Below are 14649 nucleotides of genomic sequence, written 5' to 3'. Positions count from 1 at the left end.
ACATACCTCGTATCTCTACGATAAGTATGGAAAAGTTCGTCAATCGCATCAAGGAACTTGACCGACTCAAAGCGTTATACGATAGTGAGCAAGCGGAACTCGCGATCATCTACGGGCGTCGGCAAATCGGAAAGAGCGAACTCGTTCGCCAATCCGTTATTGATCGAAATGACGTCGTCTACTATCAGGCTGTTCAAGGAACTCCAACCACCCAACTTTCCCGCTTCGTTGAAGCAGTTGCCTCAACATTTCCCAGCATTACATCCATCAAAGAAGAGTGGGAACCGCTTCTCACACACCTCGTTGCGAGAGACGCGATCATTATTATCGACGAGTTTCCCTATCTTATCGAATCAGACGAGAGCCTCCCCTCTATCGTGCAACACCTGTGGGACACCGGCGTAGACGACAGTCAAGCAACGCTCGTCCTAACAGGGTCAGCGATCGGTATGATACACACCTATTTGCTTGATGGCGGTGCGCCCCTCTATGGACGAGTCTCCCAAACGCCGAATGGCCGAATGGAACTCACACAGTTACCCTTCCGGTCAGTCAAAGAGTTTGTCCCGGAATACAACCCGGAAGATCGTGTATTCGTGTATGGCGTCTTCGGGGGCACACCGCGCTATCTCGATCCACTCGACGCATCACGATCGCTCGGAGAGAATATTACACGACTATTGTGTGACCCAGATGGACCACTTCATAACGAGCCAGAAACGGTGCTCCAAATGGAACTCAATGAGGTAAACACGTATTTTTCGGTATTAGAATCGATGGCGAGCGGAAATCGAAGCCGAAACGAAATCGCACAGGGGGCCGGAATTGAGAGTACCAATACGTCCTACTATTTTGACCGTTTGGAAACGCTTCAGATCATCGAAAAACATCATCCAGCACTCGCTGACCCAACGCGAAGCAAACGAACGCGATACAAAATCCGAGATCCTGTCTTTCGTTTTTACTTCCGGTATCTGTACGGCCGTAGTGGTCAATATGAACTCTATGGTGACAATGCATACGAGGATCTTATCGAACCAGAACTGCCAGACTTTGTGAGTGAAACGTTTGAAGAGCTTTGTCACGATGCACTCCCCGAGTTGTATCCGAAATGTACGTTCACACGGGTGCCGAGTCAGTGGTGGTACAAAGGACGTGAAATCGATGTCGTCGCCCCGACTGACGAGTCAAAACTTCTCGTTGGTGAAGCCAAGTTTACAAACGCTCCACTCGGATATGATGTCCTCAACAATCTCGAAGAGACGGTGGAGTATGTCGACTGGACACCGAATACGGGTGGTGACCCATCGTATGAATACGCGTTATTCAGCCGGTCAGGATTCAAATCGTCTGTAGAAGAAGCTGCTGACGATCGTACTGATCTCCGCCTTTTCGATCTGAATGATGTTGTAGGTGCACTTGAGGCAGACAAGACACACTGAACACCATACCCCATCTCCATCGACGACGTGACTGGCGAACTAATGGCCTGTACGTGTCCGCACCACGTTCACCGCAATGCCTTCTGCAAACACATGGCCGCCGTCGAAACCGCAACCGACGACGGAACACTTGACGTCTTCTCCTCCGATAACGAGACCGAACCCGAAGACTACGACTGTGACGGTCTCGATAGTTTCCCCTGCTGGCCGTGCGTGCGAGCGGAATGGAAAGAACTGCCGAACTAACCGCCGCTTCGGCTCTTTTTATCCATGGCACGTCAATTGACGATCTCAGAAATCACCGACCAGCGACCGCTGACGGAAAGCGCGAACGCTGCGACCGACGATACCCCTGAGACACCGACGGCCCTCCTCGATCGAGCACAACAGCACGCAACGAACGTTGCCACTGAGCATTTCCCTGACCTGCTGGTCGAAGCAATCGACTGGGAGATTTCACACCGAGCCCAACGACAAGCAGGCATTACGAAGTACGACCCGACAACAGAGGCAATCACGATTACGCTGACCTAGACGGCCTACGAACACCACGGATGGGAGCAATTCAGTTTCACTGTCCGGCACAAACTCATTCACGCGTGGCAATATCACGAGTTTGGCGACACGGATCACGGGCGAACGTTCACCCGCTGGACGGACGCCCTCGATACCTCGAAACACTGCGAACGTTTCACTACACCCAAGTGGTGGCTCGTCTGCGAGGACTGCGACGGCCACTAACCAATTCTCGTTTAAGTAGTTCTCGCGACAACTAGTAGATACGAGGAAGATTTTCGCGGATTACTGTTTTCTACATGAGATATTTCTATCGCTCCTATTTTACGCAAGAGCCTGCACTGGTTAGTAGTTCGTACTAACTCTCCGTAACACCAATTCCACTATAACGCACCCCAAGCAGAAGAGCCATTACGAATTTTGCATAACTCATAACTACGATGGAACAGTCTGCTGCCTCCACCGATTCGATACCAATTGCGCAACTCCAAACAGTCGTCGAACTTCTGGAGAACCCAACATTAGCGCGAATCTACACCTAAGCACTCCGTTCTGACGGCGCTACTGTCGCGGACTTCGTCGCTGAACTCGACGTTCCACAGGGGACCGCCTACGACTACGTGCGAACACTCGAGGCTGCGGGATTACTGACGAAACAAGAAGACAACCGTCCCTACGAATTTGAAGCCGAACCGCTCTCGCTCACGCTGACGACAGACGGCGAGACACGAACTATCACGGACGAACTCGTGGATGCTGCAGCACGCCGCACAGAAAACGAGGATATCGGCGTCTACATCGACCGGCATGGTATCGATGGCCTCGCAACTACCCTAGAGTACGCTCGTGAGTTCGTGGATGGCACCGTCAATCACCGAATAATGGCCCGTGAACTGGATCTGTCGCCACTCGAAGCAGAGATCATCTTGCAGGCCCTTGAACCGGTCATCCGTGCCCACTCCGACGACGAATGACAGCGTACATCGCAGATACTGGGATCTTTGTCGGTGTAGTGGCCCAGACAACGAGAAATACCACGGCTTTGTCAGGCGGTACAGTAGGCTGGCATCTCGCTGCCCGTTCCGCCTTCTTTGATCGGGAAATATCCTATCGAGGGATGGTGTCTCATCCGATTGCACTCACCTTTACCGTTCAAAAAGCGATCTCTGTTCGTCGCACGCCACTCCGAGAGTTCGATCGATCCTTCAAGCGTTCGAACCGGATAAGGCATGTCGATTGCCTCGGCATCAAGTCGCTCTTTCACTGCTTGTACTAGCTTTGATCGAATCCGTGTGAAGTTTCCTCGGCCAGGTTCACCGATCCAGAATCGAGTTTGCAATCCAACATACGAGTCAGCGAGTTCAGTCACCTAAATATCGGGTGCTGGATCTGCAAGAATTTCATTGTGCTGTCGGGCCTCGTCGAGAATCACATCCTTTGCATGGTCGATATCGTCATCGTAGCCGATTCCAAAAACGAATTTCTGCCGGAGCTTATCATAGGCAACCGGATTCTTCACTGCATCATTCGCTAAGTCACCATTTGGAACCGTAATTAGCTCGTTGTCGAACGTCCGCACTCGTGTCACACGCAAATCGATGTCCTCGACTTGTCCCTCACCACCGCTCCATTCTATCCAATCACCGACTGTGAAGGGGTGGTCTTTGAGAATAAAGATTCCAGCAACGAAGTTACCAAGCAACTCTTGGGCGGCAAAACCGATAGCAAGTACGATCGCACCAGCAAACACACCGAACGCCGCAATGACCCCACCAAAGCCAGCGACCGTGAACGCGAGGGCAATGGCGAGCACCCAAACGAGTATTCCTGCCACATTTTCGGCCAGACTTCGAACAGCTGGGTCATGCCCCTGCTCTTTTAGCACTCGGACAAGCAGTGTGATGAGGATGCTCTGTCCGATCAGGTATACCACGACGAGTGTGACGAGGAACAGTGCTACAGGAATAAGGTAATTGCTGACGATGGACGAAGTTGAGAGTGTGTTACTTGCCTGCAGTGGGATCATCGAACCCCTATTCAACACTAATTTCAGTACCATAGTCCGAATCGACAATCGAAGAACCGTTTTGTGAACGTTTTCCCAGATTAGTCCTCATTCTCGTCGCTGTTCTCGTTCCACCGCACTCGAATTTCGTACTGCTTGCCACCGTCCGCTTTCGATATCTCCTCAATCAATTCGACTGTGGCAGGTCGTTCCGTGATAGAATCCAAGAATGACTCGCCGGTTGGTACTTCTATCGCTTCCATTCGCTCATACCGCCCGAACACTCGTTCACGAACAAGGCGAACATAGCAAGCAGCTTCATCGCGGTTGAGTGATCGTTGTCGTGTTTCTGTCTGTTTGTCTGCTGTTTTCGTTTGGTGTGCGAGGACGGCATTTAGCACTGCTCCAGTGAGCAATACTAACCCACTAAAATAGAGCCATGTCACCAAAAGAAGCACTGCACCGAGAACACCCGAAGCGCTTGAGCCAACTACGTGTACGTAAATCTGAAACAAGCCCTGAAGTGCTGTCCATCCCACTGCCGCAAATATTGTTCCAGGTAGAACCTCACGCGGGGTGGTTTCGACGCCAGGAAAGAGATAATACATCGGGAAGAATGCGATGACGAGTGCCACGATCAACACGATCGGATTGAGCAATTCGATGAATGGAACGGCGGGAAAGAGGGCAAGCAGTGCGCCTGCAACAATTGTTGCGATAACAGCAATTCCGAGCGCGAATAGGACGATAAGACCATCACGTACCTGGTCGAGGATGGATTCATCGATTTCGGCTGCATAGATCTCGGAGAACGCAGTATCCAACCCACGAAAGAGCTTCAATGCTCCCCACGTGAGCGTTAGAATCCCCACAATCGACGCGCTCGCTTGTCCTTGTTCACTGTTGAGTGTTGTTTTAGCAAGCTCACCAATCTCGGGAGAAAGGGAGTTCGCGAAACTGATCACCTGCATTTGCAAGTTGTTGTTGCCGATCGCTGCAAACGCTAGAAATGCAAGAAGCAATAGAGGTAGAAGAGAGATAAATGCATGGTACGCGATACTCCCTGCGAGAAACGTTACCTGTTTTTCTTGTATCTCGGTTCGAACTGACCGAGCGACTGTGATACCGTTCTGAACAGATGGAGACATAATCGATAAACGTGGGTTTGATCCTAAGGTTCTACCGACGATACACAATCCTGCTCTTACTCGGGTTTCCAGTCCAGTTTAACTGTCACCGATTCGCGACTCCCACGAAGTACCGATGACGATTCTCGCGTGCCGATTTCATACCCGACAGAATCTGCTGGTGAGAGGGTCACCGTTTTGTTGCCGACATCGATGTTGGCATCCCCGCCCTCTCGGAGTTCGTGTGCAATTGCTTGCAATCGATCAGCGACTTCTTCTCGCGGGGTTTTCTCTTCGTGGAGTATTTTTTCGGACATCAGGGATAGCTATCTCAAATCGCTCGGATAGGTGTTTTGGGCAAGGAGTTCGGGTGAAACGGATTATTGTGCTAGTGCTCAACATCCAACTGGCCTATGGATTAATGCCTGAGTAGTCGAAGAATTACTTGTTGTGACTCGTGTACAGCAGGTAGTTGACTATCTTCGGAATCAGGAATCCTTGCTCATCGTTTGCCACAACAACCCGGATCCTGACTGCCTTGCGAGTGCACTTGCGCTCAAACGAATTGGAGAGTACGCTGGAGTAGAACGAATCACTATTACTTACAATGGTGGCATTTCTCACCAACAAAATCGAGCCCTCGTTGATCGTCTTGACATTCCATTAGTGAACTTTGAAAACGAACTGTTAGAGAAATACGATAGGGTGTCATTCGTCGATCATTCAGTTCCTGGCGAGAACAATGATGTCCCATCGACTGCTAGCATCGATATAGTTCTCGATCATCATCCAGCAACGCAGGTAACAGCCGCTGTTATTGACCGACGTGAGAACGTCGGTTCGACCGCGACAATTTTAGTTGAATATCTACACGACCTTTAGATCGTCCCCGAAAGTGATCTTGCAACTGCACTGTTGATCGGGATTCGCTCCGATACACTCGGATTTACACGTAAAGTATCAGCACAAGAATATGCTGCAGCAGAGTATCTCCATCCATTTATTGATCAAGGCCTTTTTACAAACCTGTTGAATGTCCCGTATACGCCAGAGACAATCGATGCATTGAGTGAGGCAATTGACAATCGCAAAATCCAGCAATCGTCCTTGGTCTCGTTTGCTGGAGAGACCACCGAGCGAGACGCGCTCCCGCAGGCAGCTGATTTTCTATTGAACCTACAGGGGATTCATATCGCAGTTGTGTTTGGTGTTATCAACGATGAAATTCAGTTTAGCGCACGATCAACCGACTCAGCTACCCACGTCGGCGAATTACTGGACCAAACGTTTGGTTCGATGGGAAGCTTAGGAGGACATCGTCAAATGGCTGGTGGGTGTGTTCCTCTTCTCAAAGACGACGAAGACCATGATGAGATACTTGAGATTGCAACCTCACTTATCACGAATCGGCTATTCCGCGAACTCACAAAGCCTGAATGATTACTGATGAAGCCTACTCACCGGACTTAATAGGCGATGTACTCCATGATGTCGTGGTCATAGCAACGACAAAGGGCCGTACTTGCTCAAAGACTCCCGCGCCCTCGACATCGATGAGACGACCACGTAGAACAGACGGTCGGGAGAACTACGCGCAACTGCCCAGCTAACCGAACGCAATTCCTCCCCGTCTCTAGAATCCGGAGGGTATTCTCGCTACTATATGCATGACCGACAGGGCAAACTCTCGTCGATAGATGGAAAACAAATACTGAAGATTGGATATGTACTCGCACGCTCAAAATGTACAGCCCTAGGGTATGGACAATGAAGAATTGAAGCTTAGGATAGCGAATAATTGCAGGCTAGTCAGTACAATCTCGGAGCTGGCTTCAGGGATTTTATATAGGATTCAGCAACGTTGATTTAGAGAGAAACCAATGGTATCAGTGCTAACCGTCGCCGGTGTAGTCGTCGCCGTATTCGTTGGCTTCAATATTGGTGGCTCATCGACGGGTGTAGCGTTCGGTCCGGCAGTCGGCTCGCGTCTCCTTCGGAAGGCAACCGCAGCAGCCCTATTCGTTGGTTTTGGCTTTCTTGGAGCATGGACTGTCGGTCGAAATGTCATCGCGACGATGAGCAGTAGTATCGTGCCAGCAACTCAATTCACGCCTGCTGCGAGCGTCGCCGTCTTGTTCTTCACCGGCGCATCACTCCTTATTTCGAATCTCTACGGCGTTCCAGCTTCAACCTCAATGACAGCCGTCGGCGCCATCGTTGGACTGGGCCTCGCGTCGAATACACTCAATCAGGCACTGATGTTTACTATCGTTTCGGCATGGATCGTCGCACCGTTGATCAGCCTTAGCATCGGAATTGTGGTTGGGCGTTATATCTATCCATATCTGGATCGCTATGTCGCGTTCACAAAGTTTGATCTCCACTTCATCCAACTCGACCGTTCTGGGGCGATTCCTCGACCCTACCTGAATCCGAACGCGACACAACAGGACATCCTTGGATCAATCTCGGTGGTTGTCATTGCGTGTTATATGGCGTTTTCGGCAGGGGCGTCAAACGCGGCGAACGCTGTGGCCCCGCTCGTCGGCGAAGGGGGGTCGCTCACTGTCAATCAGGGTGTCCTACTTGCGGTCGTAGCCTTCGGCCTAGGCAGTTTCACCATCGCCCGTCGCACGTTAGAGACGGTAGGAGACGATATTACAGAGCTACCAATTCTCGCCTCACTGATCGTCTCCATAGTTGGTGGCACAGTCATCACGATTCTGTCCTATTTCGGAATTCCGGCAAGTCTCGCAGTAAGCACGACGTCGACGATTATTGGACTCGGATGGGGGCGGGCAAGCCGAGCAGCGACCCTCATTGAGTTTGCGACGCCGGAACGTGAAAATCCGGATTTAGAGATCGCGACAGGAGCGTTGGTCACCTCCCGCGCTGAGGATATGCCTGCAAGTCCAACGATCGGCGATATTGCCCGTCACGAGGAACCGGCGGAAAAGCCGGAGGAACTGCCAGACGTGCCCGACGTTGGTGCAGAAGGGCCGGCGGATCTCGATCAGCGGAGCCTGTTCGACTCGGCAGCGGCCAAACGTATCGTTACAATGTGGGTGTTGACGCCCTCGCTAGCGGTTGTTGCCTCTTATCCGGTATTTGCGTTTTTGTTGTGAACGTGGTTTAGCCGATCTCACGTATACAATATTGACGACGTGATCGACGATCTGATGGCCTGGACGTGCCCTCACCACGTCCACCGCAACGCCTTTTGCAAACACATAGCCGCCGTCGAAACCGCAACTGAAGAGGGAACGCTCGACGCCTTCCCATCGGAAGACGACAACGATGCCGAACAAGCAGACTGCGACTGTGACGGCCTCGGTGACTTCCCGTGCTGGTCGTGCGTGCGAACGGGACGGAAAGAACTGCCGAACTAACCACCACTTCAGCCTGTTTTATCCATAACACGCCAGTTAGCGTTCTCGGGATCACCGACCAGCGAACGCTGGCGGAAAGCGCGAAAACTGCGACCGACGATACACCTGAGGGAGATACATAACAGCACACGGCCGATATCGCCGCCGAGTACTTCCCGGGACGCTTGAGACTTTCTCCTTGGGGTGAAGATTGACGAACCTAAGAAGTGCGACTATGAGGGTTTCAGCGGCATCTCATAACCGGTAAGCTGACTTCATTAACATTATTCTATACAGTAATGATGGCGGCCATTATGGTATTTTTGTGATAAATCCTATATATGTAGAGAAAGTGTCTGTGCATTGCTATGGGACTACTACATTGGTTACGCGGTGCCTTCAGTTCAGAAACCCCGTCTCAGCAGACAGAACAGCAGGTACGGGCGACCGGTGATATTTTTGAATGCGAAGAATGCGGTACCACCTTTATCTCGAAACCTTCCTGTTGTTCAAAATGTAACCAGAGCGACTTCCAGAATCTCGGCAGTTGTTAATCCGATATTTCTCACCATTCTCTTTATACTGATACAGTTTCTAAATGTTGTGACCGACGATACACCTGAGACACCGACGGCCCTCCTCGACCGAGCAGAGCAACACGCAACGAACGTCGCCGCCGAACATTTCTCTGACTTGCCGGTCGAAACGATCGACAGGGAGGTTTCACATCGAGCGCAACGACAAGCAGACGTTACGAAGTATGCCCTCTGTTCGGTACGAGACAGTCCTTATCAATTATCGACGAAATCACACGAAACCGAATGAACTCGAGAGGTGGTCGTCAATCTGGAAATAGTGCCACCGTCCCGAGCGCCGAGCTTTTGATGCCGATCATCCCCGTTTGAAGTGCTACTCGGCAGTTCGGGTACGCTACTTCCATAGTTAGTTATACTGGCAGTGATCTATTCGTAGCTTCTGTCTGAAAATAATATCTTGCTAGTGATCTACCACTGAACTCTGAGTGCGCTAGTAAGTTGCTCCACACCTGGTAGTACCACGAGTTTGGCGACGCTGACCATGGTGTGACGTTCACCCGATTCCCACGATACCTCGCAACACTGCGAGCGCTTCACCGTGCCAAAGTAGTGGCTGGTGTGCGAGGACTGTGGCGGTCGGAGTGCCCGGTATCGACGCTCGAAGACGGTACGTAACCCCGAACAGTACTGCTGTAGTGAGTGCGGTGGGTCAATTCACGTCGAAGAGGGCGATAGTCACTGACCGAATTCTCGTTTAAGTAGTTCTCGCGATAAGCAGTAGATACGAGGAAGATTTTCCCGAGTTGCAGTGTTCTGCGTGAGTCTATTCTATCCCTCTTGCATCAGATTTTGAGCCAGTAGTGAGTTAGCAGATCATACTAACCTTCGTAGTTCTACTTCGCTTCGACTGGCGACCGTCTCCGACCCTCTGCCCGGTAGCATTGATGTATACTCCGAGGAATGCCCCCTTTCGCACTACTCGTCTGCTTCACTGGGTGAGCGCTCACTGACTGACTCTGACTCGGACTCGGACTGATGGAACGTAATCTGCCCGCTGCTATCGATTCGAACGTGGTACGCATCGTACGTGAACGAAACCCGGCCATTCGTCTCACGCGGGTTACCTGCAGCCCGTGGTCCGAAGAGCGCATCAAGTGCTTCGGGGTCAACAAACTCCCACAGAAGCGCCAATTCAGTGGGGTCAGCATCATTGAGGGTGGCAATTGCCCTGACAAGTTCTTCACTAACGCTGTCTGTAATCGGATCAAACTCTGTCTGGTAGGCCGCATCGTCTGTCTGCTTGTGCTCGTCGTTGGAATGGGGGTGTTCGGTCATGGTGTGGGTGCGAGAAGTACTAACTATAGAATGCACCCACACATGGCATGTGAAACAGCCAGACTGTTTCTGAAAGGTTTGTTTCCGCCGGGTGGAAATAGATACACAGTATGTTCTTGCTTCTACGTCGAAAACTTTACGCGCCAGTCACATAAAGCTCTGGCTGGGAATCGAACACAATTGAAGTGAAGGATACTCCGTGCCACTCGTACATCCGTCCCTCACGAACACAAACAATACAACAGAAGGCAGTCAGTCCCCGCCCGCAGTCGGCTCAGAGACCGTAATCCACCCATCACTGGCAACCTCGACGTGATATTGATTATACCGGAAGGAAACACTCCCTTCACTATCACGGGTCTGCCCGGCGACTTCCTTGCCGAAGAAGCCGTCTTCGATCGCAGCAATATCCACACACTCGTATAACGGGGGATCCTTGAGATCCACGGGAGCAACGTCTGCGGCGTCCGCGATCGCGAAGATGATTTCGGTGGTCAGATCGCGGTGGCTCTCGCGGTCGTAGTGAGCCTGTGTCACAAACGTCATGTCGGGGTCATCGGGTTCGTTTCCATCCGGTGCAAGTTTGATGCCATCATCAGTGTGATCATTACTTGAGGTCATCTGTCGTCCTCCGTGTGAAAGTGTCCTATCGGTGGATCATCTCCGAGGCAGTGATACCTCTTTGGGTAGCCATGGGTTACCGAGTGTCCTCCCGGTCGAACTCGCTGCGAGCGTGTGTTTCTTGCCGATTGTCGAGACTGCCGCCTGCGCCCTCCAACGCCGCCAACACCTGCACGGTATGTGGGCCTGGCGTGATCGTCTCGGTACTGTCGTCGAACTCGATCACATCCAAATCCACGAGTTTCGGGACGTGGGAGTGATAGAGCGATGTGTACATCTCCTGGCGCGTGAGCGTCGCGATGTTCGCCTCTGCAGTATCGGTCTCCCAGGCAGCGAGTTTGGTCGCAAGGTCATCGAGTGACCACTCTGTCTCTTCGGCGAGGGTGTAGACGAGGTAGCGTCGTCGTGGATGGGCAATCGCCTCGAAGACGGGTTGTAACTCGAGGACAACTTCCGAAACATCAATATCGAGATCACGCTCGGCAGCACTCTCCCCGGCGGACTGACTGGAATCGTTCTCCCACTCGTCGGGAGGTGGCTCGTTCTCCGCCATAGTCGATGCTGAGGCGTCAAACGAAAAAATTCCGGTAGACACTGTTTTCCCGACCATATTCGACAGATACGCACTTCATCGCTGTATTGTACTATCCACGGGTACTGGTATGTTCTCAGTGTGACTATTCGAAGCGACTTGAGAATGACTAGCGATGGGGAAAAATCACTGGTGTGCTAATAGTGGACAGTCAGCCTGCATTCGTACGGAGGACAGTCGGTTGGCTGAAACAGGGTGCTTGGCATGAAACACCCCGTCTTTCAAGTGAATTCCAACATCACAAACAGTCTACACCAGCTACCCTGACAGTCCATTACTAGCACACAACAGTTCGGGAGTAACTCAGCTATATACTACCAGAAGACGCCTTCTCCTCCCACAATCACTCTTGTCCTCATAGACAGTCCCATTGACTCACCCCCACTGACAGTCTATCTGCTGATTCACAGAGGACAGTCCAGTGGTCTCAACCGGTCCACTTCAAACTCGTTGTAGCACACTGGACAGTTCTCTAGTCATCATTGGATACGACCACCTTCTACGGGTACCAGTATGACAGCCTCACGGGCTACAACACTACTATCTTCTGTTCTGCTGGTCGGCAAGGGACAGTCCAGAGCTCATAGATACCACAGCGCGGATACCCGCGACTTTAGGCTCGGGAGAAAGACGCGTACGCTTGACTACTGTACTACCGTTTTCTGCCGGGACGACTCCCGGTTGTATATCAGCATTTATAAGCACAGTCGTTGTATATGATCTATGAAGGTCAGGTGGACTGTTCAAGTCAAACTTGAAGTGACTGAAAGCGACGCCGACCTTCTTCACGAGACGATTCAACAGTTCCGATGGGCCGCTAACTACGTTGTTCTGAATGCTCGAAACGACGACGGCTATGTCGAAACGAGTAAAGGCAAACTCAACAGCCGAACCTACGACGACGTTCGTAGTGAAACAGAGCTTCACTCGAATCTCGTTCAAGCGGCACGAAGCCGCGCGGCAGACGCGTTGAAATCCGTCGTGGCAAAGTGGAAACGCGGAAAGAACGCGAGTCTTCCATACTTCTCGTCGCCGTTCCTCGAATACGACAAACGGAGCGCGACGTTCCACGACGACCACGCGTCCCTTTCGACTGTTGGCGGTCGAATCACCGCCGACTACGTGTTGCCTGACGACGAACGCGAGACTCCACATTCGGAGTACCTCTTTTCCGACGACTACGAGACGACCGGCGCGACGCTTCACTACCGCGATGCCACGGACGAGTTCTACCTTCACGTCAGAACAAAGGCTGACGTGAACGCTCCCGAACCACGCGAGAACGGAACGGTTCTCGGGGTGGACCTCGGGGTCGAAAACATTGCCGTCACTTCGACTGGCGAGTTTTGGTCGGCAGCCGAACTCGACCACTGGCACCGCGAATACGAAAAGCGTCGTGCATCGCTCCAACAGTGTGGCTCGCGAGACGCTCACGAGAACATGCAAGCGGTCGGTCTGAAAGAGACAGGCCGATTCGAACAGCTCTTGCACCGCGTGTCGAATGAACTGGTCGAAGAAGCCGACAAAAACGGCTGTTCACATATCGCCTTTGAAGACTTGACCGACATCCGTGACCGGATGTCCGGCGCGAACCGGCTTCACGCATGGGCGTTCCGCCGTCTGCTCTCCTATGTGGAGTACAAGGCCGAAGAACGCGTGATTTCGGTTCAACAGGTGAATCCAGCCAATACCTCGCGTCGATGCTCGTCGTGTGGCTTCACTCACGAGGACAACCGTTCGTCGCAGGATACGTTTGAGTGTTTGAAGTGCAGCTATGCGAACCATGCAGACTACAACGCGGCGAAGAACATCGGTTACAGACTCCTTGGCAAGCAAACCGCTGACGAAGGAGGCGCACCCGTAGGCGTGCGCTTGAACACCGGGATGATGAACGCGAACGGCGTTAAAACCGTGCCAACGTTGGTTAGAGCGGGAGTCCATGGTGAATGCCACGGCCTTTAGGCCGTGGTAGCTTACTAGTTGCTTGATGATATTCACGTAGTTCTAATTATAGTGATTGCTGGCTCACACAAATTCTACATATTAATACAATATAATTATAAGGGTTGCTGCTGTACCACTACTTTGAGTACAATCCCATGCCCATCCCATATTACCCATCCGACGACCCCGAGGAGGTGCCTGCCCCGGACATCGATGGAATCATCCAGCACATCCTTCATCCGAAGGAACGACAATCGCCGCCACCGGCCAGTGTTTGACTCCATACGATCCACGATAGATCCACAAGCAGTACTACGTAGTGGTGTGTTGATTTTCGTCTTCCAGTTTCGTAAATAACCGGCCACGATACACAGGTGAGGACAAAGAAAACAGGTTGCGTAAACTACAGCTGCTTATCGCTGGGAAGTGATCCCAATCGGTTGGTAACCGTACCGCGAGAGGTAACTCGTTTATTTCCCTTGCGAGGGCAACCAAGAGCTATCAACCGTTGGTTTCCCATTAGTGAGACGAGAACCAATGGACGACTCGATTGACCAAAGTGAACAAATAAAGCAGATCGAACGAGGTCTCGATCTGCTCTTCACGACAGAAATCGCGAAGAATCTGCTGAACAGCGTAGACATCCAAGCATTACACGATGGAGGTGGGTACGATGAGGCCGTCGACTACGAACAACTCGCTGAAACACTTGGTCGAACGCTCGGACGGGGTTTCGGAAAGCAACTCCTTAGTCGCTTCAGCGACGATCACCTGGTGGTTCGCTTCGCCGGGAGTACGGTCGCGGGACGACTAAGCGCAATCGTTGTGCGAGAACTTCTCCACCAAACAGAGCCCGAAGAGGTGATGACATGGTTTTCTGAGGTCGCAGACGAGGGTTCTCTCGACGTTGGAGATGACATAACCATCCCACTTACTGTTGTAGAAGAGAGCGACGAAGATTGAAATGCCCGAGTGCGATGCACTCCTGTCGATTGGAAAATCGACGACGGGACGCTCGAGGCCTTCCCATCGGAGGACGATACCGAATCCGAAAACTGTGACTGCGACGGCCTTAGTGACTTCCCGTGCTGGCCATGCGTGAGAACAGGACGGAAGGAATTGCTGAACTACCTCGTTTCAGCCTTTTTATCCATGGCACGCCA

At 51.9% G+C, this 14649-nt stretch carries 16 protein-coding genes and 2 pseudogenes; 12 read left to right on the top strand and 6 right to left on the bottom strand.

The genetic code is table 11. The features are described from left to right. Positions 1-26: 26 nt before the first annotated feature. The 4 genes and pseudogenes from BW974_RS14665 (at position 27) to BW974_RS14655 (ending at position 2932) form a co-directional block, all read left to right on the top strand. Complete coding sequence (locus tag BW974_RS14665; RefSeq protein ID WP_076431021.1) at positions 27-1442, top strand: ATP-binding protein; 1416 nt, start codon at positions 27-29, stop codon at positions 1440-1442. 27 nt (positions 1443-1469) lie between these two features. After that, complete coding sequence (locus tag BW974_RS24720; RefSeq protein ID WP_139328886.1) at positions 1470-1688, top strand: SWIM zinc finger family protein; 219 nt, start codon at positions 1470-1472, stop codon at positions 1686-1688. 24 nt (positions 1689-1712) lie between these two features. Further along, a complete protein-coding gene (locus BW974_RS26540) occupies positions 1713-1976 on the top strand; it encodes a hypothetical protein (protein WP_139328885.1) in 264 nt (87 codons plus the stop codon). Positions 1977-2398: 422 nt separating this feature from the next. Then, positions 2399-2932, top strand: a pseudogene (locus BW974_RS14655) (DUF7437 domain-containing protein). Positions 2933-3141: 209 nt separating this feature from the next. Here the strand turns inward: BW974_RS14655 and BW974_RS24235 are convergent. The 3 genes and pseudogenes from BW974_RS24235 to BW974_RS14635 all read right to left on the bottom strand — a co-directional run. Next, a pseudogene (locus tag BW974_RS24235) lies at positions 3142-3984 on the bottom strand (mechanosensitive ion channel family protein); the annotation flags it as partial. A gap of 80 nt (positions 3985-4064) precedes the next feature. After that, positions 4065-5111: a YihY/virulence factor BrkB family protein gene (locus BW974_RS26535; RefSeq protein WP_076431018.1), complete on the bottom strand. Its 1047-nt coding sequence runs from the start codon at positions 5109-5111 to the stop codon at positions 4065-4067. A gap of 56 nt (positions 5112-5167) precedes the next feature. Then, a complete protein-coding gene (locus BW974_RS14635; RefSeq protein ID WP_076431017.1) occupies positions 5168-5407 on the bottom strand; it encodes an amphi-Trp domain-containing protein in 240 nt (79 codons plus the stop codon). A gap of 133 nt (positions 5408-5540) precedes the next feature. On the opposite strand from BW974_RS14635, the gene BW974_RS26530 reads away from it, so the two are divergent. From BW974_RS26530 to BW974_RS14615, 5 genes are all read left to right on the top strand, one after another. Continuing rightward, positions 5541-5972: a DHH family phosphoesterase gene (locus BW974_RS26530; protein ID WP_245800108.1), complete on the top strand. Its 432-nt coding sequence runs from the start codon at positions 5541-5543 to the stop codon at positions 5970-5972. 33 nt (positions 5973-6005) lie between these two features. Continuing rightward, complete coding sequence (locus BW974_RS26525; RefSeq protein ID WP_245800106.1) at positions 6006-6530, top strand: DHH family phosphoesterase; 525 nt, start codon at positions 6006-6008, stop codon at positions 6528-6530. Between the two features lie 440 nt (positions 6531-6970). Further along, positions 6971-8215 carry an inorganic phosphate transporter gene (locus tag BW974_RS14625; protein ID WP_076431016.1) on the top strand — a complete coding sequence of 415 codons (1245 nt, stop codon included), beginning with the start codon at positions 6971-6973 and terminating at the stop codon, positions 8213-8215. Between the two features lie 54 nt (positions 8216-8269). Then, positions 8270-8479, top strand: a complete 210-nt coding sequence (locus BW974_RS14620) for an SWIM zinc finger family protein (RefSeq protein WP_139328884.1) — start codon at positions 8270-8272, stop codon at positions 8477-8479. A gap of 582 nt (positions 8480-9061) precedes the next feature. After that, positions 9062-9283, top strand: coding sequence for a hypothetical protein (locus tag BW974_RS14615; RefSeq protein WP_076431014.1), 222 nt, complete (start codon positions 9062-9064; stop codon positions 9281-9283). A 686-nt stretch (positions 9284-9969) separates the two neighbouring features. On the opposite strand, the gene BW974_RS14605 is transcribed toward BW974_RS14615, so the two are convergent. From BW974_RS14605 to BW974_RS14595, 3 genes are all read right to left on the bottom strand, one after another. Then, positions 9970-10329, bottom strand: coding sequence for a DdfA family disk-determining factor (locus BW974_RS14605; protein WP_076431013.1), 360 nt, complete (start codon positions 10327-10329; stop codon positions 9970-9972). 252 nt (positions 10330-10581) lie between these two features. Further along, on the bottom strand, positions 10582-10950 hold the full coding sequence (locus BW974_RS14600) for a HalOD1 output domain-containing protein (RefSeq protein ID WP_084186304.1): 369 nt from the start codon (positions 10948-10950) through the stop codon (positions 10582-10584). 76 nt (positions 10951-11026) lie between these two features. Next, a complete protein-coding gene (locus BW974_RS14595; protein ID WP_076431012.1) occupies positions 11027-11503 on the bottom strand; it encodes a DUF7344 domain-containing protein in 477 nt (158 codons plus the stop codon). A 762-nt stretch (positions 11504-12265) separates the two neighbouring features. On the opposite strand from BW974_RS14595, the gene BW974_RS14590 reads away from it, so the two are divergent. From BW974_RS14590 to BW974_RS14585, 3 genes are all read left to right on the top strand, one after another. Further along, the gene (locus BW974_RS14590; protein WP_076431011.1) at positions 12266-13504 is read left to right on the top strand and encodes an RNA-guided endonuclease InsQ/TnpB family protein; all 1239 of its coding nucleotides are present in this window, start codon (positions 12266-12268) and stop codon (positions 13502-13504) included. Positions 13505-13641: 137 nt separating this feature from the next. Then, positions 13642-13764, top strand: a complete 123-nt coding sequence (locus BW974_RS26990) for a hypothetical protein (RefSeq protein WP_281247697.1) — start codon at positions 13642-13644, stop codon at positions 13762-13764. A 259-nt stretch (positions 13765-14023) separates the two neighbouring features. Next, positions 14024-14449 (top strand): hypothetical protein, encoded by a 426-nt coding sequence (locus BW974_RS14585; RefSeq protein ID WP_076431010.1) that lies wholly within the window; start codon positions 14024-14026, stop codon positions 14447-14449. The last annotated feature ends 200 nt before the right edge of the window (positions 14450-14649 follow it).

Source organism: Haladaptatus litoreus (assembly GCF_900156425.1).
Lineage (GTDB): Archaea > Halobacteriota > Halobacteria > Halobacteriales > Haladaptataceae > Haladaptatus > Haladaptatus litoreus.
The sequence above is the reverse complement of the archived record's forward strand: the minus strand, read 5'-3'. Positions and strand labels throughout refer to the sequence as shown.